Raw genomic sequence first — 17,433 nt, 5'->3', positions numbered from 1 at the left:
AAAATCCACTTTGCTAAGTGGATTTTTTTTATTCTTTTTTCAGCGCGTTTATTTGATTTTTGATTTTTGATTTTTGATTTTTGATTTTTCAGATCTCAAGAGTTGCTCTAAATAATTCAAGTGGTGGCAAGGCGGCAAGAGAAGATATCCCTAGGAACATACATAAGTATGTGACTAGGGTAGCTGAACGCAGCCAACAAAGTCACCACTTTAACTATGACGAGCAATTTGACGAGCAAGATTCTGATTGCATACAACCAGATAATAAATATCATAGGCTATCTTCTACCAAAATAATTAACATCTTTGAGTCTAATATGAATTTCTTCTCGTTTGAGTTTCTTGGCTCTTTTTTAATTTTTTTTCTTATTTATTGGGGTTGTCAGCCCAGTGCAAAACTACAAAATGGCCTTTTAATTACTGCTAGCTACTTTTTTGTTTATTCTTTTAGTCCTGAATTTGCTTATATTTTATTTGGTTATACCCTTTTTATCTATTTATTAACTAACTGGGTAACAAACTGGCTTTCCAATCGTTGGATTTATGTCATTCTTGCCACAGGTATTATTGGGTGTTTTACTTACTTCAAATATTATTCTTTCTTTCAAGAAAGCATCCAACAAACATTAGATAAACTCGGTTTTAGTGTTGGGCTACCTATTTTAGAAATACTGGCGCCGCTCGGGCTTTCTTTCTATGCGTTCCATTCCGTTAGCTATACGGTTTCTGTGTGCCGAAAAGAGATTCAAAAAGCCGATTTTTTTGATGTGACACTATACCTTGCATTTTTTCCGAGTATTGTTGCAGGCCCGATTAACCGTGCTAAAAACTTTCTCCCGCAAATCCAAGCTGAAACTCGCACGATTCTAGATAGCCGCAAAGCAATCCTTTTAATTTCATTAGCCTTGGTAAAACTGTTCTTATTTAGTTCTTATTTATCTGAGAACTTTGTTAACCCTGTTTTTGATGCCCCTGTGGGTTATAGTGCTGGCGAGATCCTTGTTGCCACTTACGCCTACGCTTGGAATATCTATTTTAACTTTTCAGGTTATACCAACCTTGTGACTGGAATTGCCTTATTATTAGGCTTTAGAGTACCCGTTAACTTTAATGCCCCGTATATAGCCGCTAACTTAAAAGAGTTCTGGGCACGCTGGCATATCAGTTTATCTACCTTTATTCGCGATTATATTTATATCCCCCTTGGTGGTAACCGCAAAGGTTTTAGCCGAATGAATACCAACGTCTTCCTTGCAATGGTAATTTCAGGGCTTTGGCACGGTGCAGCAATGACATTCGTCTTATGGGGGGCAATTCATGGGTTAGGCATTGTGTTACTTAACCTTAAGACTTTGTGCATGGAAAAGCTGGGCTGGACAAACGTCATCCCCAATAAAACACTCTCTACTTGGGTTTCACGCATTATTACATTCCATTTTGTCTGCTTTGCGTGGATCTTTTTCCGTAGCCAATCCTTTGATGATGCAATATTAATGCTTAACCAAATCATTGCACCGGGCTTTATTGCGTCTATTCAAGCCAGCCTTGGTTTATTGATTGCATTCTGGGTCTTATTCATTGTTTATCCTTATTTTGTGCAGGGCTACTATGTTGTCGCAAAACGCTATCAAGACGTGCCTTGGTATTATTACCCTATCCCCCTAGCCATTATTTTAACCATTATGTTTATGCTTTCGCCTTCAGGAATGCCGGGGTTCATTTATGCTAACTTCTGAGTTTAAAAAGACCCTTGCTAGAATGGTTCAGGTGCTGCTGATTGTCTTAGTGGCAGGTTCGCTATTGATTTGGCTCAACCAAGGCTCTCTAGAGCGCTTCTGGCAGCAAAAATACCACCAAGATACGCCATGGGCGAAAATGGCAGGTAACCCCGTCTGGGACTATGGCGCTTATTTGCATGATGGTGCGTTAGAAGCAGGCTCCACATTTGCTTACCACGCTTCAGGGCAAAAAGCCCAAGAAGAGAAAGAAGCAGCGCAGCTCGCACTGGAAAACCAAGGCAAAAAATTGGCTTTCCCAACGGACTTCCAAGTGGGTCTGCACTTTCTTCATGGCTATATTTACCCAGCTGAAAGTTTGTCTGTCACTTTCCCTGAATTACTGAAACGCCCGCAAGCGAGAGAAAAAGTAAAAGGGGTGAATTTTGGCGGCTTTACTGTCAAAAAAAACCAGCCGATTGTTACCAAACACATCGCCAATATCGAAAAAGGTCAGCAGGTATTATTTGCGGGTGACTCCATGATGCAAGGCGTAGCACCTCATGTAAAAAACATGCTATTGAAAAAATATAATATCGATAGCATTAATTTAAGTAAGCAAAGTACTGGCCTCGCTTACCCACGCTTTTTCAACTGGCCACAGACGATTGCTAAAGCGTTGAATGATAATCCAAACATTAAAGTATTAGTCGTATTTTTAGGGCCTAATGACCCGTGGGATATGCCACCACAAACGGGTTATAAATACGTCAAGTTTAAGAGTGAAGATTGGGAAAACGTTTACCGTGAGCGGATTAGTGATATAATATCCACCGCCCGCCAGCACAATGTTGATGTTATTTGGGTTGGCCCCCCTAATATGCGTAAAAATACGCTATCTGATGGTATGAAATTCTTACGAAGCCTCTACCAATCTGAAGTCGAGAGCAACGGTGAAATCTACTTCTCCGTCAATGATGTCTTTAAATATAAAGGCGATACCTACTCTGACTATATCGGCGACGAAAGCAGCACAATTAAATTACGAAGTGGTGATGGCATTCATTTCAGCGGAAAAGGCCAACAGATCATCGCGGAAAAAGTGTTCTCACTGATCCACTTCGCAGAGGAAGAAAAGGAACCTCATGAAACTGAACAACCTGCGTCAAGCTAAGTCCAAAATTTTGGCTGGCAGCGTTATTGCGCTGCTGTCATTGGGCTTATTGTCTTGCCAGAACACATCAGACAAAGCACGTACACCGAGCTCGACAAAAGGTCAGAGCGCGGTTGAACGTGGGCAATTAGTGAATAATGCAGAACCAAACCTGCGCCAATTCGCCAATAAATTGCGCCAAGGCAACCAACAAGTACATATTGTCCAAATTGGTGACTCTCACACTGCGGCTGATTTTTTCAGTGGCAATCTGAGAACGTTATTTCAGCAGCGCTATGGTGATGCAGGCCCCGGCTTTATTCCGCCAATTTCGGTTCCAGGTCAACGCACTGCGACCATCAACCGCATGAGTGAGAAAAAAGAGTGGTCACTATCGTCAAGCCGCAAAGATGAGCGCTTTGATTACCCGCTAGGGGGCTTTATTGCAGAACCACAAGCGGCGAGCAGTAATGTGTTATTGAAACCATTACAGCCCGCACTAGGGGCTTACCAGTTACAAGCGTTGTATCAGGGCGCAAGTGACGCACAAATGCGTGTATCCCCTGCGGTTTCACCGAGTGTGGCGTTACCTGCCACAGGGAACCAGTGGCGCTTCTCAACGCCAGTAAATACCCAATTACCTGCGCAAGTTTCCGTGAGCAAAGATAGCAGTTTGAAAATCGGTGGTTGGTTAGTTCGCTCAACAAAGCCTGGCGTGATGGTGTCCGCACTCGGAATTAACGGTGCAACCTTGACGATGGTCGATAAATGGCAGCCTCAGTGGAGCGAAACCTTAGCGCAGATGTCCCCTGATATGGTGATTTTGGCCTACGGCACCAACGAAGCTTTCAATGACACATTAGATTTAGCCGCTTACGAGCAAAACTTGCGGGCAAAAATTCGTTTAATCCGCCAGCAAATGCCAAATAGTGTGATTCTATTGGTCGGCCCGAATGATTCACTGAAATTTAGTAATGCAGCCAGCTGCCAAGCCCAAATGCCTGTGAATTTAATGAGTGTGATTCAAATTCAAAAAGCCGTCGCTGCGCAAGAAAATACACTGTTTTGGGACTGGCAAGCCTTTATGGGCGGTCCATGCTCAATTCGTACGTGGGCAGCGCAAGACTTAGCGCGTCCTGATAATGTGCATTTATCTGTCGAAGGTTACAAGAAGAGCGCACAGGGCTTATACAGCCAGCTCAATCAGCTTCTACAATAATTACCTTCAGTTCATAAACAAAAAAAGGTCAGCCTCATGTGCTGACCTTTTGTATTTTATCTAAATGAAATTATAAGAAAACGAAGAAAATCATCCCTACCACAGCCCCTGTTGTACCGAGGATAGTTTCCATTACTGTCCACGTTTTCAGGGTTTGTGCTTCTGTTGCACCCGTAAATTTACCAAATAACCAGAAGCCTGAGTCATTCACATGACTTAAAATAAGTGAACCACCCGAAATACAAATTGCTAATGCAGCTAGCTGTGCACCAGAGTAGCCCAGTTCACTGATAACAGGTAACACTAGGCCGACGGTTGTTAGACACGCGACTGTTGCAGAGCCTTGGATCACACGCACCGCGCCCGCTAATACGAAACACGCCACCGCAATTGGTAAACCCGCACCAATCAAAGAGTCACCTAACGCAGGGCCAACACCTGAATCCACCAAAATTTGTTTGAATACCCCACCGGCACCGGTAACCAGTAAGATGATCCCAGCTGGCTGAATCGCTGCCGAGCAGATCTCCATCACTTTTTCTTTGTTTAGGCCATAACGGAAGCCTAAACCATAGATTGCCACCAAACATGCCAACAATAGCGCAGTGAATGGGTGACCAATAAATTCTAACCAATGTTCAGCAGTTGAATTCGCCTCAACAAAATGGGTTCCAATGGTTTTTAAACCGACAAGAACGAGTGGAAATAACACTAAACATAAGCTGAATCCAAAACTTGGCATTTTGCCATGCTCCGTTTTCGGCGCTTGGTAATCCGCAGGGATATCAATATGAACAAACTTACTGATAAAACTACCAAATAATGGCCCCGCTAAAATCATACTTGGGATAGCAGCACATAAACCGATTAAGATCATCCAGCCATAATCCGCACCCATTTGCGATGCAACGAGCATTGGCGTTGGCCCAGGTAGTAAGAAGGCTGCCGCAGCCGCGACCCCAGCAAATAATGGGATTGCCAAGCGAACAACGTTATGACCAGTACGGTTAGCAACCGCAAAAACCACGCCAATCAATAAGACGATTGCCACATCAAAAAACAGGGGTAAAGCACAAATAAGCCCTGCAACACCCACAGCATAGTGCGCTCGTTTTTCACCGAATAGGCTCAGTAATTTATTGGCAACTTGGTCTAATGCACCTGTTTCATGCAAAATTTTACCAAACATGGCACCAAGCGCGACCACGATTGCTAAGAAGCCTAGGGTTCCAGCCATCCCTTTTTGCATGGTTTCCGTGATTTGCTGCACTGGCATCCCAGAAAATAGACCCGCACCAATGGAGACAATCATTAAGGCCACAAAGGCATGTAAGCGCGCATACATCACTAAAAATAATAATAAGACGACAGAACCCACCGCAGTGAGCACTAGCGTGAGCGTGCTAAGGGTTTCAACGGTATTCATACTTTATCTCCCGCAACAATCTGCGTAATCGTTGAGCAGGTATTACCGATGACGTCTTCAAGAGACTGGCGAATGTCCACAACATGCACATCAGTTTCTGCTTCGTTAGGTTCTTCTAAGGTCGCAAATTGCGTTTTGAGCATTTCAGGTTTGAAAAAGTGCCCTTTACGCGCTTTGAGTCGTTCCTCAATCACATTAGCATCGCCTTTTAAGTAGATAAAAAATAAATTTTTATTATCTTCTCTTAAAATATCACGATAAGTTTTTTTCAGTGCAGAACACACCACTAATGAAATATCATTGGTTCTTTGCATCGCAAAAATGGCTTGGTTCAGTGCCACCAGCCAAGGTTGGCGGTCTTCATCATTCAGGGCATGCCCTGATGCCATTTTTAAAATATTCGCTTTAGGGTGCAGAAAGTCACCGTCCAAAAAAGCGGCATGTAATTGCTGTGCAACCCCATTAGCAACCGCTGATTTACCGCTACCCGATACCCCCATTAAGACAAATGTGTAGTTTTGTTTTTGGGTATCACTCATAGGAAACTCCTCAGGCTTTATCGTTGTTCTATTTCATCACCCGGCGATATGTTACCGGTAACCTTGTTACGGGTAACATTATTATCAGTACGGGCTTATTGCAATATAATTGGCGAATAAGAGAACAGATCTGTGATGTTAATCTCAATCTGACTTTAGTGAAGATAGGTGAAGAAAAAAGCAAAGCTAACGATATTGAAATTAGTTAACTACTACCTTTAGTATTCCTCTAAATAATTCGAATTATAGGTAGGCGGCAAATTGAGGATATCTCAGGGAGCATACATAAGTATGTGATTAGGGTTGGTCAGTGCAGCCAATACTTTTAGTGCATACGCCGCAGTTTAGATTTAAAACTATATTAAACCACTCTATTTCCCTAAATAATTCGAATTATAGGTAGGCGGCAAATTGAGGATATCTCAGGGAGCATACATAAGTATGTGACCTGAGTAGCCGAAAGCAGCCAACACCCCTATAATTTGAAGTATGACGGGAAATAATTAGATGCTCTCGCCCGTGAGTAGAGAAAACCCCACATCAAAATGCGTCCCCGCTAACTTCTTACCCGCCATTCGCGCCAACAATACCTCTGCCGCTTTACGCCCCATTTGGTCTCTTGGGGTAAGAATACTGGCCAACTTCGGTGTCATGACTTGCCCTACATCGTGCCCGTGAAAACCTGAAATGGCTAAATCTTGCGGAATATTAATCCCCAACCGTTGGCACTCAAATATTGCCCCAATAGCTAAGTCATCATTGGTACAAAACAAGCCATCAGTATCAGGGTATTTTGCGCGGCAATCATGCAATAGTTGTGCACCTAATGAATAGGATGAGCTGGCTTGCGTCATCACGTTACGCGGCTCAAGGTTGGCGTCTAACATTGCTTGTTCGTAGCCTTTTAAGCGGATAAACGTTCGCTCATCATGCCTCGCCCCGATATACACCACTTTGCGACAGCCTCTCTCAATCATGGCGTGAGTCATTTGGCGGGAAGCTTCAAAGTTATCAATCCCCACGGCAATATCTAAGCAAGGAGAAACACTGTCCATGATCTCAACAACAGGGATACCCGCCGTTTTTAACATCCGCAAGGTGCGCTCTGTGTGCGCTCGCTCAGCCAGAATAACGCCATCGATATTATACGATAACAGCGACGTGAGCCTTTCTTCTTCTTTTTCAGGCAAATAACCGTAGTGGGCTAACATGGTTTGATAACCATGGCGGTCTGTAACTGCCTCGATACCCCGGATCACTTCCGCAAATACTTGGTTGGTTAATGAAGGAAGCAGAACACCAATCGCGTGACTGGTCGCGTTCGATAAAATATCTGGTGCTTTATTAGGAATGTAACCTAAGTTTTCGAGCGCCTCGGCGATTTTTTCACGCAAGGACTCCGAAACCTGCTCTGGGTTGCGTAAAAAACGGCTCACTGTCATTTTCGTGACGCCAACTTGGTCTGCTACATCCTGCAACGAGGGTCTTTTCTTCTTCATAAGTCCAAAGTGATATTTATTAAGTTAACTTTCTCTATGTTCAGCTATCTTTTTATTGATAGCAATGTTTGTTACTGATTTACATCACACAAATGTCGAGTTTTTCTAACAACTCAACTTTTCAGGTTGACTCTCTAGTATGACTCCGCTAATTTTCGCGCTATATAACTATTATCATAACGAGCGTATTCACATTTATTATGGCAATCAATCGTAGACAATTTCTTCAATCCAGTGCCTTACTTGCTACTTTCTACAGCTTGCCAAGTTTTGCTAGGGGCCAGCGCCTTGTCGAAGAAGCCCTTTTTGGCAAGCTTCCTGCGGCAAACCATATTCAACGAGTGATCAGCTCAGGGCCGCCCTCTGATTTACTGATGTTTGCCCTCGCCCCTGAAAAAATGGTGGGGTTTGCCTCAATTTCATTGAAAAAAGGCCATACTGGGCTTTTTGCACAACAATGGCTCGATTTACCCGTTTACGGCCGCTTAGCGGGGCGAGGCAGTACGCTATCGTTAGAACAACTTTTGTCTTATAACCCTGACTTGATTATAGACACAGGTAATATCGATGACACTTATCGCTCACAAGCGGAGAAAGTGGCGAAACAGACCAATGTTCCCTATTTATTGATTGCTGGTGGGTTAAAAGACTCACCTCAGCAACTCACTCAGCTTGGTGAAACACTCGGTGTTGAACCCCAAGCACAAAAACTCAGCCAGCTTGCCCAACGTTATTTGGATGATGCTGTCGCCTTTGCCCATAAACCTCAACAAAAACCGTTAAGTTTTTTCCTCGCTCGTGGGGCAAAAGGGTTGGAAACAGGCGCTAAAGGTTCAATTCATACCGAGGCCATTGAAATACTTGGTTTTCGTAATGTTGTGGATATCCCAAATTTCCGTGGGCTCACCACTGTTTCCATGGAGCAACTCTATCAATGGGACCCTGACATCATTATAACGCAATATGATGAGGCCATTGAATTTATGACGACCTCCCCACTGTGGAAAGGGTTAGATGCCATCGCAAATCAGCAATTGCTTGTCTTTACGGGCATGCCATTTGGCTGGTTAGATGGCCCTCCTGGGGTTAATCGCCTTCTTGGCATGCGCCGTTTACAAAGCCACTTTGATGACCGTATTGCCGCGGCGATGAAGCAAGATATCGCTGAATTCTTTGAGCTTTTCTATCATTCGCCATTAACCGCTGAGCAGGTTGATTTACTGATGGAAAAATCATGAGTGGAATGATGAACAAAGGGGTTAAGCCCTTATTATTAATTCTCATTTTATTCGTTAGCTTAGTGATTGCTTTAACGAGTGGTAAGTATTCACTTACCCTTGATGAACTGTACCGCCTATTTGCCAGTGTATTTTCTTCTCAAGTTGATGTTAGCGATCCGCGTAATGAAACCGTTTTTTGGCAAATACGTTTCCCTCGTACATTAGCTGCAATTATTATTGGTGGGGGGTTATCCATTGCGGGCGCGGCTTACCAAGGCATGTTCCGCAATCCGTTGGTTTCCCCCGATATTTTAGGGGTATCAGCGGGTGCTGGAGTTGGTGCTGTTGTCGGGATTTTCTTCGGGCAATCACTGATTTATATTCAATTAGCCGCCTTTATTGGGGGCTTAATTACTGTGGCTATTGTGTGCTTTATTGCGCGTCTTGCTCGCCAACACGACCCCATTTTATCGCTAGTCCTTGTGGGTGTTGCCATCAGTGCCATTTGTGGCTCCGCCATTTCATTAATGAAAATCTTGGCAGACCCTTATACTCAATTACCCTCGATTACATTTTGGTTACTTGGCGGGCTGTCATCCATTACGCAGGAAGACCTTTTGTCTGTCTTGCCATTAATGTTAATAGGCATCATTCCCCTGCTATTATTGCGCTGGCGCATGAATTTACTGAGTTTATCTGATGAAGAAGCCAAAAGCCTTGGGGTAAATGTGAGTCTAACCCGCGCTATCTTTATCGTCTGCGCCACGTTACTCACGGCAAGCGCGGTATCCATTGCTGGTATTATTGGCTGGATAGGGCTGATTGTGCCCCATATTACGCGAATGATAGTGGGTGCTAACTTTCGCTACCAGCTCCCCGCATCATTGGCGATTGGGGCAATTATGCTGCTGATTACGGACACCCTCGCTCGAACCATCGCCGCGATTGAATTACCGCTGGGGATCCTCACCTCTGCGGTAGGTGCGCCGTTCTTTTTGGCAATTTTATTGCAAACAAGGCGGGTCAAATGAGCATAATAACCCTCAATAACGTTGCAATTGGCTATCACAACACCACAATCATTGACGGCATCAACCTTTCCCTACCTGAAAAGGAAATTACTTGCCTGCTTGGTGCGAATGGTTGTGGCAAAACCACGTTAATGAGGACGATATTAGGTTTACTGCCAGCTATCCACGGCGATATCTTACTCAATAATCAGTCTATAAAATCGCTAAAACAGCGGGACATCGCGAAAGTGATTGCTTACGTACCGCAAGCTCACGATACGCCTTTTACCTTTACTGTATTAGATATAGTGATGATGGGCTTAACCCCACATATTTCCCTATTTTCTGTCCCGGGTGACGCCGAAAAAAACCAAGCACTTCAACAACTCGAACGGTTGAACATCCCTCACCTTGCAACTCGCCTTTACAGCACTCTTAGTGGCGGCGAAAAGCAATTGGTTTTAATCGCCCGTGCATTAATCCAAAAACCTTTGCTACTGATTATGGATGAACCTGCCGCTAGCCTTGATTTTGGTAATCAAATTCGCCTACTTGAGCAAATTGAGAAATTGAAAGCCCATGGCATGACGGTGTTGATGTCGACCCATCACCCACAGCACGCCGCCGCCATCGCCAACAATGTCATTTTGCTGGATAAACAACAAAAAGCACGACAAGGCTTATCAAAAAGTATGTTAACACTTACTAACTTGGCAGCACTTTATAATGTGGATGAGCGCAGTATCCAAGCTCATTTCCAGCTTCCATCAACATTTTCTTATTAAGGTCAGGGATCATGTTAATCAACCAAATTGATTTTTCTAAAATGTACCAAGAACATATGCAGCAAGCGCATAGGACTCGTAAGGAACCCGAGCATTGGGATAAAAAAGCGCAGCAAATGGCGCAAAATTGTGCCAACCCTAATGACCCTTATTTAGTGCGTTTTCGTGAGCTGATGGATTTTACGGGTGCACAAACTTTGCTGGATGTGGGTTGTGGCCCCGGCTCAGTTAGCCTGTGCCTCGCCAATGCGTTTAAAGAGGTTATTGGCATTGATTATAGCGGTGGCATGTTAGAAATGGCGCGACTTCGTGCTAAAGAGCTCGGTATTTCCAATGCCCACTTTGAACAACTGGCGTGGGAAGATAGCTGGGATACACTGCCTAAAGTGGATATTTCTGTCGCCTCCCGCTCAACATTAGTCGATGATTTAAAAGCGGCGCTACTTAAGCTTAACCGCCAAACAAAGCTGCGCGTTTACACCACGCATACCATCAACCCAACCTTTATTGATGAACATATTATCCGTGAAATTGGCCGTGAAGTAATTCGTTTACCAACTTATATTTACGCGGTGAATATCCTGCACCAAATGGGAATCAATGCACGAGTCGATTTCATTAAGAGTCCAAATAAAGGTGGCTTTGATAACTTTGAAGCCTTTGTGGATAGCGTCAATTGGTCACTCAAAAATATCACACCAGAAGAAACCGATATTCTGCGCCGTTATTATGATGTTCAAACGGCATCAGGTAAGAAAATATCTTACCCATCAAGGGACTGGGCGATGGTCTCGTGGGATGTCGTGGATGAATCGGAACTTACACTATGATTTATCTACCTGATGCATTAATTGACCAGCTTTTGTTAGACGACATTCAATATGGCGATTTAACCACCCGCGCCTTGGGGCTGCACTCCCAACTTGGTGTGATGACATTCGCCTCCAAGCAAGGGGGCTGCGTTAGTGGTATTCACATTGCAAAACGCATGTTAGAAAAACTCGGCATCGCGTGTGAGTGCCTCTCTTATGATGGGCAACTTGTTGAACCGCAGAGTATTTTAATTCGTGCGACAGGGCCGATTGATGCCTTACACCAAGGCTGGAAAGCGGTGCAAAACGTCCTTGAATGGTGCGGTGGTGTCAGCCATTACACCCAGCAAATGGTCACTATCTTGCGCCAATATCAACCCAATGGGCAACTTGCCTGTACACGAAAAACCATTCCAAACACTAAGCCTCTTGCCTTAACTGCGATTTTGGCCGGGGGCGCCATTATTCACCGAACAGGCAGTGCGGAAAGTATTTTACTGTTTACGAACCATCGCCAATGCCTTGAAAACCCAGATGATTGGAATGCGCATGTGCAAGCTTTGCGCCAAAATGCCCCCGAAAAGTTAATCATTGTGGAAGCCGATGATTATCAACAAGCAGAGCTTGCTATCAAAGCGCAAGCCGATATTGTGCAGCTCGATAAATTGCCAACAGAGCAAATTCAGCAATTACAGCAGCTGGCTGGCGCGCAGGATCGGCCTTGTCAGTTATCTTTAGCAGGTGGAATAAATTTAAAAACCATTGAGGCGTTTGCCAAAACAGGTGTGTCATTGTTGGTCACATCAGCACCTTATTATGCAGCGCCTCGATATATAAAAGTGAAGATTTTTAAGCAGTAACCTAAGAAGTCTGCGTTAAAAGCCATTCGCTAAAACAGCCTACCCCCGTAGGCTGCATTGACTTATGGCTAACGACGCACATCGTTATATAAAAAATAATATATCGAAATTAATAAAACTGGAAAGACATAATGAAAATAAAACAAATAACCTATTTGGTTGGGATGGCTTTATTCGCAGCACAGGGGCACGCCGCGTCTGACTCTAAAGCAGAAAAAAATACGGACGTGATGTCTGTTTGGAGTACGCCATTAGCGGCGGATGCCAATGTCATCACGGAAGAACAAATGAAGCAACTGAATAAAACCAATGTAGCGCAGGCGCTGAGCACCATGCCCGGGGTTTCTATTCAAAAATCAGGTAACCGTAACGAAACACAGGTCAATGTGCGTGGCTTTGATAGCCGCCAAGTGCCTATCTTCTTTGATGGTATCCCGACCTATGTGCCTTATGATGGTACGTTAGACTTAGGCCGTTTTATGACTAGCGAGTTAGCGAGTGTTGAGCTTTCGACGGGCTATACCTCATTACTGCAAGGGCCAAACTTAATGGGTGGTGCAATTAACTTAACCACCGCAACACCGAAAAAGCCATTCGAAGCCAATATCAGCTTAAACCAAGGTTTCGCCCGCGGTGCAGATAATGCCCACAATATCAGTGCTCGCTTGGGTGGTCGTAATGACTTAGGGTTTATTCAAGTCAGTGGTAGTCAGTATAAGCAGCGTTTTATGGGGATCCCGGGCTCCGAGAGTGATAATCCATTAGCGGGAAATAATGGACGCCGTCCTAACTCTGCAACAGATGACAAACGAATGATGGTCAAGGTGGGTTGGACACCACGTGAAGCCGATGAGTATGTTGTGACCTATCTTAAACAAGATGGTGACAAGAACAGCGCACCGAGTGTCACGAATAAAAAACAGCAATACTGGCAATGGCCCGCTTACGATAAAGAAAGTATCTATTTTAATGGGACAACCCAAGTCACTGACGGCATAGCCTTACAAAGCCGTTTCTATCACGACACCTTTAAAAATACCTTACACCAATACAAATCTGTCAAAGATTACGAAAAAGGTATCTATAACTACAGCCGTTATGATGACTACAGCAACGGTGCCGATATGCGCATTGATTTCACCGTACGTGAACTCGATATGTTGTCATTCGCCGCACACTGGAAAGAAGACGTTCACCGTGCCCGTGCAAGAAAAGATGTGCCTTTCGACCGCTATAAAGACAATACCTATTCCATTGCAACCGAATATCAATGGGTCGCTACAGATAACTTAGATATTATCGGTGGCATTGGTTATGACTGGCGTAAAAGCGCTGATGGTAAGCGTTATGATTATAATAAGGAAAATTTCGAAAAATACGATGGTAATAACCAGCATGCCTTCAACTGGGAAGCCATGGCACGTTACCACTTAGCAAACGAGGATACAATCCAATTATCTATTTCTGAAAGAAGCCGTTTTCCAACACAAAAAGAACGCTATACCAAAGAAAAAATGAAAAGTGACGATACCTTCGTCATTAACCCTCATATCGATGCAGAACGCGCCCTAACCTATGACTTAACCTATAAAGGGCATATCAACCCGAAATGGTCATATACCTCCAGCGTATATTATAACCACGTTACTGATGCCATCATGGCACACCGCGTAGGTGTTAATAAAAATGGCGGCTATATCCTTGAAAACCGCAATAGCGGGAAAGTTGATTATTTTGGCTTAGATTTAGGAACCACTGGTGAAGTAACTGACTGGATGGAAGTTGGTTTAAGCTACGGTTATATCCATGCCGATCCTAAACATTACAGTATCAAACACGTTACTGAACTGCCAACCCATAAAGCCTTTGCTTGGGTGAAATTTACCCCTTATGAGCCATTTAGCATTACGGTGACTGAAGAAGCCAGAAGCTGGGCATTTAACTATGTGGATGCTGAAAGTAAAGTGCGCGGATTTGCCAAAACTGACCTGCGTTTAGATTATGACTTAGGCCAAGGTGTTTCAGTCAATACTTCAGTGAATAACCTATTTGATAAATCCTATGAATATACAAATGGCTATATCGAAGAAGGTCGTAACTATTGGTTAGGTCTTGAATATAAATACTAGCCCATAATATATTAGGCAGAGATTTAATTCTTTGCCTAATATTTATTATAACATTCAAAGAATTATTTAATTTATTATTAAAAAATAAAAACATTAATTCTATGTGAATATACCTAGGAATTATCTCAGTTCATAGGATAATTCCTACAAGAGATGATTTTATAGTTTTTTATATTTTATTAACATTAATAATGATTATTAATTGAAATTAAAATTCAAAAATAAAAGAAATACAGATTTAAATAACACCGAAGCTCTCAAATCAATAAATTTGCTAATTAATGACAAAATTGCTCACCCCACAATACTTGCAGTTAATTGATTCCCTAATTAGACTATAACAATAATAAAAATAAAATTTACCTAAAATTAATTTAAGTTAATTTAAATTAGCTACAATTTCTTTGTAGCTTTGCTATTTCCATTTAATTTAGAGAGAGCAAACAGCATTTTATGAATGAATTACATGACTATACGATTGATGAAAAATATATTTTTGAACAAAAAACAAGTTTAATTTACTTAAAACTTGATCACAATCAAAATATTGAATTATCTAAACCAGCAGCCAGGTTATTCAGTGAAATCATATTGTTAAACCTTAAAAAAGGTATTGCAACACGCGATGAACTTCTGACTAACGTTTGGGAGGAACACGGCCTTGTTGGCTCAAATAATAATTTAAATACTTATATTAGCGAAATAAGAAAGAAATTTGAGTTAATCGGGATAGATCCCCACCTGATTGTTACTGTTCCCAAGAAAGGTTTTCGCCTTGATACACCCGTTGTTTTTTTTAAAGAAGAAAACATTAATCAAGATAATCAATATGATGAAGAGACACCCTATCACCATAACAAGCTTGATTATGTCGAAAGCTTTACACAAAAAACAAAAACATCAGAGTTTATTAATGAGCCCAACACATTAGTCACAGAACTCCCTTTAACAATCACCAATGAAAATCATGAAGAAAATATCCCCATAATCGAGCCAATAACAATAGCAAAAAAAACATTAAAAAAAGAAAGAAAAAATGTTGGAAATAAAAAAATAAAGTTAGTACTTTTAGCAATTTCAACGCTAGCTGCTTGTTATCTAGTTTATTTATTGGCTTATGATGTTTCCCCTAAAAAACGTGATATCAATAATTACCTTACCGTTAGCACGCGAGAAAACTGTGTTATACAAACACCTATCGATATGATAGGAAAAACCTCAGATGAAAATATCGAATTTATTAATACTAAGCTAGAAAAATACAATATTTCTTGCGCTGAACCTAAAAGAGTTATTCTTTTATCTGATTTAAATAAAACCTATTCATTTGATAAAAATGTGGCAATTAGCATCTGCAAGGAAATGAATAACAAATATGATTGTGTATCAATTAACGATCAGAGAATTTAAATGAAAAAATATATTGTTGCCTCATTAATTTTAGTGACCTCCGTAACGGTTGCATCTTATGTGATAAATAAAGAAAAGAGTGATATAAGAATTTGCAATTCTGAAATTGTGTGGATCAAAGATAATGGCACACAAGATGGACTGAATTTAAAATCTAAAGTGACTATTCAACTTGCAGAAGATAGCAATGGTAGGATGAACATGTATGGGTACATTAAAAGCCACGAATTAACTTACCGATTAGATAGGGCGGTCTACTTCGATTATCAACAAGTTGACTATAAAGGTAATTTTTCCATAAATTTTACCTCTCTTTCTATCACCTCATCAAATAACACCCCACCAGACATATTTGCCAATTTTATCCAGTTAGAGCAAGATAAAATAAAATATTATGTAAATATTACTAAGATGGAAGATAACGTTTATATTCTAAAAGATGAGGCTTATTCTTCGTTTACTTGTAATATGCAATGATAAAAAAAAGCCTACTAATAAGTAGGCAAAACCGTCAACATGGGAAATCGTTTTTAATAACGTCGAAAGGTATAAAATAAATAGACTAGGATAGAAAAATTAAATCATGGCCCAAACATGGCTACTTGAGGGATCCCGTCAGAACCAATTGTTCCACGAAACATACCTTTAGTATTAAATTGCATAACAAAATTACCTTTGTTATCCACCGCAATAATACCGCCACTTCCCCCCATATCTTTTACTGAATTCAGCGTATTCATTGCCGCTTCTGCTAATGGAGTATCGCGATACTTCATTTGGGCCGCTACATCATAAGCTGCCACAGCACGAATAAAAACTTCACCTAAACCGGTGGTTGAAATAGCAATTGTGTTGTTATCTGCGTATGTCCCCGCCCCCACAATAGGCGAATCGCCAATACGGCCATAGTGTTTATTGGTGCTTCCACCGGTTGATGTTGCCGCGGCTAAATTACCTCGAATATCAACAGCCACCGCCCCTACTGTGCCATATTTGTAGTCGTACATTAATGGGTCTTGATATAACGCAGCATCAACACCTTTTTCTTGGTCAATCTTATGGCTAATTTCTTTAACTCTTTTTAACTGTTCAACACGTGATTCAATAACAAAATAAGATGGGTCGACAATATCTAACCCTTCAGCTGCCGCAAACTGTTCAGCACCAACGCCCCCCATCAGAACATAAGGGCTTTTCGTCATCACCTTATAAGCCGCCATAATTGGGTTTTTAACTTTGGAAACTCCAGCAACGGCGCCAGCTTTGTGGTCACGCCCATCCATGATTGAAGCATCTAACTCAACTTTATTATCGACTGTAAGTGATGAACCTTTGCCTGCATTATAAAGCGGGGAATCCTCCATAATAATCACCGCGGCTTGCACTGCATCTAAGCTATCGCCACCTTTGGATAAAATGTCATACCCAGCTTGTAAGGCTTCGGTTAATTTGGCTTCGTGTTCTTTTTTTTGTTCTGGTGAAATTAGCTTTTCAGTGATATCCCCCGCCCCACCGTGAATAACGAGGCGGAAATTGTTTTCTTCAGATAGCCCTACGCTAGTAAAAAAGATAAACAATAGACAAATGATATATATAGAATGCTTGAATATTTTCATATTAGGATAAAATGCAATCATTTATCAATAACTTATGATT

15 protein-coding genes are annotated in these 17,433 nt (G+C 42.0%); 11 read left to right on the top strand and 4 right to left on the bottom strand.

Translation table 11 applies throughout. The annotated features are described in order from the left end of the window. Nucleotides 1–317: 317 nt before the first annotated feature. From ABWP91_RS14955 to ABWP91_RS14945, 3 genes are read left to right on the top strand one after another with little or no spacing between them, the layout of a single operon-like run. Nucleotides 318–1,736, top strand: a complete 1,419-nt coding sequence (locus tag ABWP91_RS14955) for an MBOAT family O-acyltransferase (protein WP_353243912.1) — start codon at nt 318–320, stop codon at nt 1,734–1,736. Beyond that, nucleotides 1,723–2,889, top strand: a complete 1,167-nt coding sequence (locus tag ABWP91_RS14950) for an SGNH/GDSL hydrolase family protein (protein WP_353243911.1) — start codon at nt 1,723–1,725, stop codon at nt 2,887–2,889. Before ABWP91_RS14955 ends, ABWP91_RS14950 begins: the two co-directional genes overlap by 14 nt. Continuing rightward, nucleotides 2,861–4,087 (top strand): SGNH/GDSL hydrolase family protein, encoded by a 1,227-nt coding sequence (locus tag ABWP91_RS14945; protein WP_353243910.1) that lies wholly within the window; start codon nt 2,861–2,863, stop codon nt 4,085–4,087. The genes ABWP91_RS14950 and ABWP91_RS14945 overlap by 29 nt, the downstream gene beginning before the upstream one ends. Nucleotides 4,088–4,157: 70 nt before the next feature. On the opposite strand, the gene gntU is transcribed toward ABWP91_RS14945, so the two are convergent. From gntU to gntR, 3 genes are all read right to left on the bottom strand, one after another. Continuing rightward, nucleotides 4,158–5,513, bottom strand: a complete 1,356-nt coding sequence (gntU, locus tag ABWP91_RS14940) for a gluconate transporter (protein WP_353243909.1) — start codon at nt 5,511–5,513, stop codon at nt 4,158–4,160. After that, nucleotides 5,510–6,052, bottom strand: coding sequence for a gluconokinase (gene gntK / locus ABWP91_RS14935; protein ID WP_353243908.1), 543 nt, complete (start codon nt 6,050–6,052; stop codon nt 5,510–5,512). The genes gntU and gntK overlap by 4 nt, the downstream gene beginning before the upstream one ends. A gap of 503 nt (nt 6,053–6,555) precedes the next feature. Next, nucleotides 6,556–7,551: a gluconate operon transcriptional repressor GntR gene (gntR, locus tag ABWP91_RS14930; protein ID WP_353243907.1), complete on the bottom strand. Its 996-nt coding sequence runs from the start codon at nt 7,549–7,551 to the stop codon at nt 6,556–6,558. Nucleotides 7,552–7,751: 200 nt separating this feature from the next. On the opposite strand from gntR, the gene ABWP91_RS14925 reads away from it, so the two are divergent. The 8 genes from ABWP91_RS14925 (at nt 7,752) to ABWP91_RS14890 (ending at nt 16,254) form a co-directional block, all read left to right on the top strand. Continuing rightward, nucleotides 7,752–8,789, top strand: coding sequence for an ABC transporter substrate-binding protein (locus ABWP91_RS14925; RefSeq protein ID WP_353243906.1), 1,038 nt, complete (start codon nt 7,752–7,754; stop codon nt 8,787–8,789). An 8-nt stretch (nt 8,790–8,797) separates the two neighbouring features. Next, nucleotides 8,798–9,802, top strand: coding sequence for a FecCD family ABC transporter permease (locus ABWP91_RS14920; RefSeq protein ID WP_353243954.1), 1,005 nt, complete (start codon nt 8,798–8,800; stop codon nt 9,800–9,802). Next, nucleotides 9,799–10,566 (top strand): ABC transporter ATP-binding protein, encoded by a 768-nt coding sequence (locus ABWP91_RS14915; RefSeq protein ID WP_353243905.1) that lies wholly within the window; start codon nt 9,799–9,801, stop codon nt 10,564–10,566. The genes ABWP91_RS14920 and ABWP91_RS14915 overlap by 4 nt, the downstream gene beginning before the upstream one ends. A gap of 11 nt (nt 10,567–10,577) precedes the next feature. Beyond that, nucleotides 10,578–11,396: a class I SAM-dependent methyltransferase gene (locus ABWP91_RS14910; protein ID WP_353243904.1), complete on the top strand. Its 819-nt coding sequence runs from the start codon at nt 10,578–10,580 to the stop codon at nt 11,394–11,396. Next, nucleotides 11,393–12,238, top strand: a complete 846-nt coding sequence (modD, locus tag ABWP91_RS14905; RefSeq protein WP_353243903.1) for a ModD protein — start codon at nt 11,393–11,395, stop codon at nt 12,236–12,238. The genes ABWP91_RS14910 and modD overlap by 4 nt, the downstream gene beginning before the upstream one ends. A gap of 131 nt (nt 12,239–12,369) precedes the next feature. After that, entirely contained in the window at nt 12,370–14,367 is a 1,998-nt protein-coding gene (locus ABWP91_RS14900; protein WP_353243902.1) for a TonB-dependent receptor plug domain-containing protein, read from the top strand. 453 nt (nt 14,368–14,820) lie between these two features. Continuing rightward, a complete protein-coding gene (locus tag ABWP91_RS14895) occupies nt 14,821–15,777 on the top strand; it encodes a winged helix-turn-helix domain-containing protein (protein WP_353243901.1) in 957 nt (318 codons plus the stop codon). Beyond that, a complete protein-coding gene (locus ABWP91_RS14890; RefSeq protein WP_353243900.1) occupies nt 15,778–16,254 on the top strand; it encodes a FidL-like protein in 477 nt (158 codons plus the stop codon). A gap of 104 nt (nt 16,255–16,358) precedes the next feature. Here ABWP91_RS14890 and ABWP91_RS14885 read toward each other — a convergent pair whose 3' ends face one another. Next, a complete protein-coding gene (locus tag ABWP91_RS14885; protein ID WP_502935817.1) occupies nt 16,359–17,393 on the bottom strand; it encodes an isoaspartyl peptidase/L-asparaginase family protein in 1,035 nt (344 codons plus the stop codon). Nucleotides 17,394–17,433: the final 40 nt, after the last annotated feature.

The sequence above is a fragment of the Providencia sp. genome, assembly GCF_040396775.1.
Taxonomy (GTDB): Bacteria; Pseudomonadota; Gammaproteobacteria; order Enterobacterales; family Enterobacteriaceae; genus Providencia.
This window is presented reverse-complemented; position numbering and strand designations above follow the sequence as displayed.

Bases quoted from the DNA above. Each gene is read 5' to 3' on its own strand.
- ABWP91_RS14885 (WP_502935817.1), bottom strand. From the start codon at position 17,393: ATGAAAATATTCAAGCATTCTATATATATCATTTGTCTATTGTTTATC.
- ABWP91_RS14910 (WP_353243904.1), top strand. From the start codon at position 10,578: ATGTTAATCAACCAAATTGATTTTTCTAAAATGTACCAAGAACATATG.
- ABWP91_RS14915 (WP_353243905.1), top strand. From the start codon at position 9,799: ATGAGCATAATAACCCTCAATAACGTTGCAATTGGCTATCACAACACC.
- ABWP91_RS14925 (WP_353243906.1), top strand. From the start codon at position 7,752: ATGGCAATCAATCGTAGACAATTTCTTCAATCCAGTGCCTTACTTGCT.
- ABWP91_RS14955 (WP_353243912.1), top strand. From the start codon at position 318: ATGAATTTCTTCTCGTTTGAGTTTCTTGGCTCTTTTTTAATTTTTTTT.
- ABWP91_RS14900 (WP_353243902.1), top strand. From the start codon at position 12,370: ATGAAAATAAAACAAATAACCTATTTGGTTGGGATGGCTTTATTCGCA.
- gntR (WP_353243907.1), bottom strand. From the start codon at position 7,551: ATGAAGAAGAAAAGACCCTCGTTGCAGGATGTAGCAGACCAAGTTGGC.
- modD (WP_353243903.1), top strand. From the start codon at position 11,393: ATGATTTATCTACCTGATGCATTAATTGACCAGCTTTTGTTAGACGAC.
- ABWP91_RS14945 (WP_353243910.1), top strand. From the start codon at position 2,861: ATGAAACTGAACAACCTGCGTCAAGCTAAGTCCAAAATTTTGGCTGGC.
- ABWP91_RS14895 (WP_353243901.1), top strand. From the start codon at position 14,821: ATGAATGAATTACATGACTATACGATTGATGAAAAATATATTTTTGAA.
- ABWP91_RS14890 (WP_353243900.1), top strand. From the start codon at position 15,778: ATGAAAAAATATATTGTTGCCTCATTAATTTTAGTGACCTCCGTAACG.
- gntU (WP_353243909.1), bottom strand. From the start codon at position 5,513: ATGAATACCGTTGAAACCCTTAGCACGCTCACGCTAGTGCTCACTGCG.
- ABWP91_RS14950 (WP_353243911.1), top strand. From the start codon at position 1,723: ATGCTAACTTCTGAGTTTAAAAAGACCCTTGCTAGAATGGTTCAGGTG.
- ABWP91_RS14920 (WP_353243954.1), top strand. From the start codon at position 8,798: ATGAACAAAGGGGTTAAGCCCTTATTATTAATTCTCATTTTATTCGTT.
- gntK (WP_353243908.1), bottom strand. From the start codon at position 6,052: ATGAGTGATACCCAAAAACAAAACTACACATTTGTCTTAATGGGGGTA.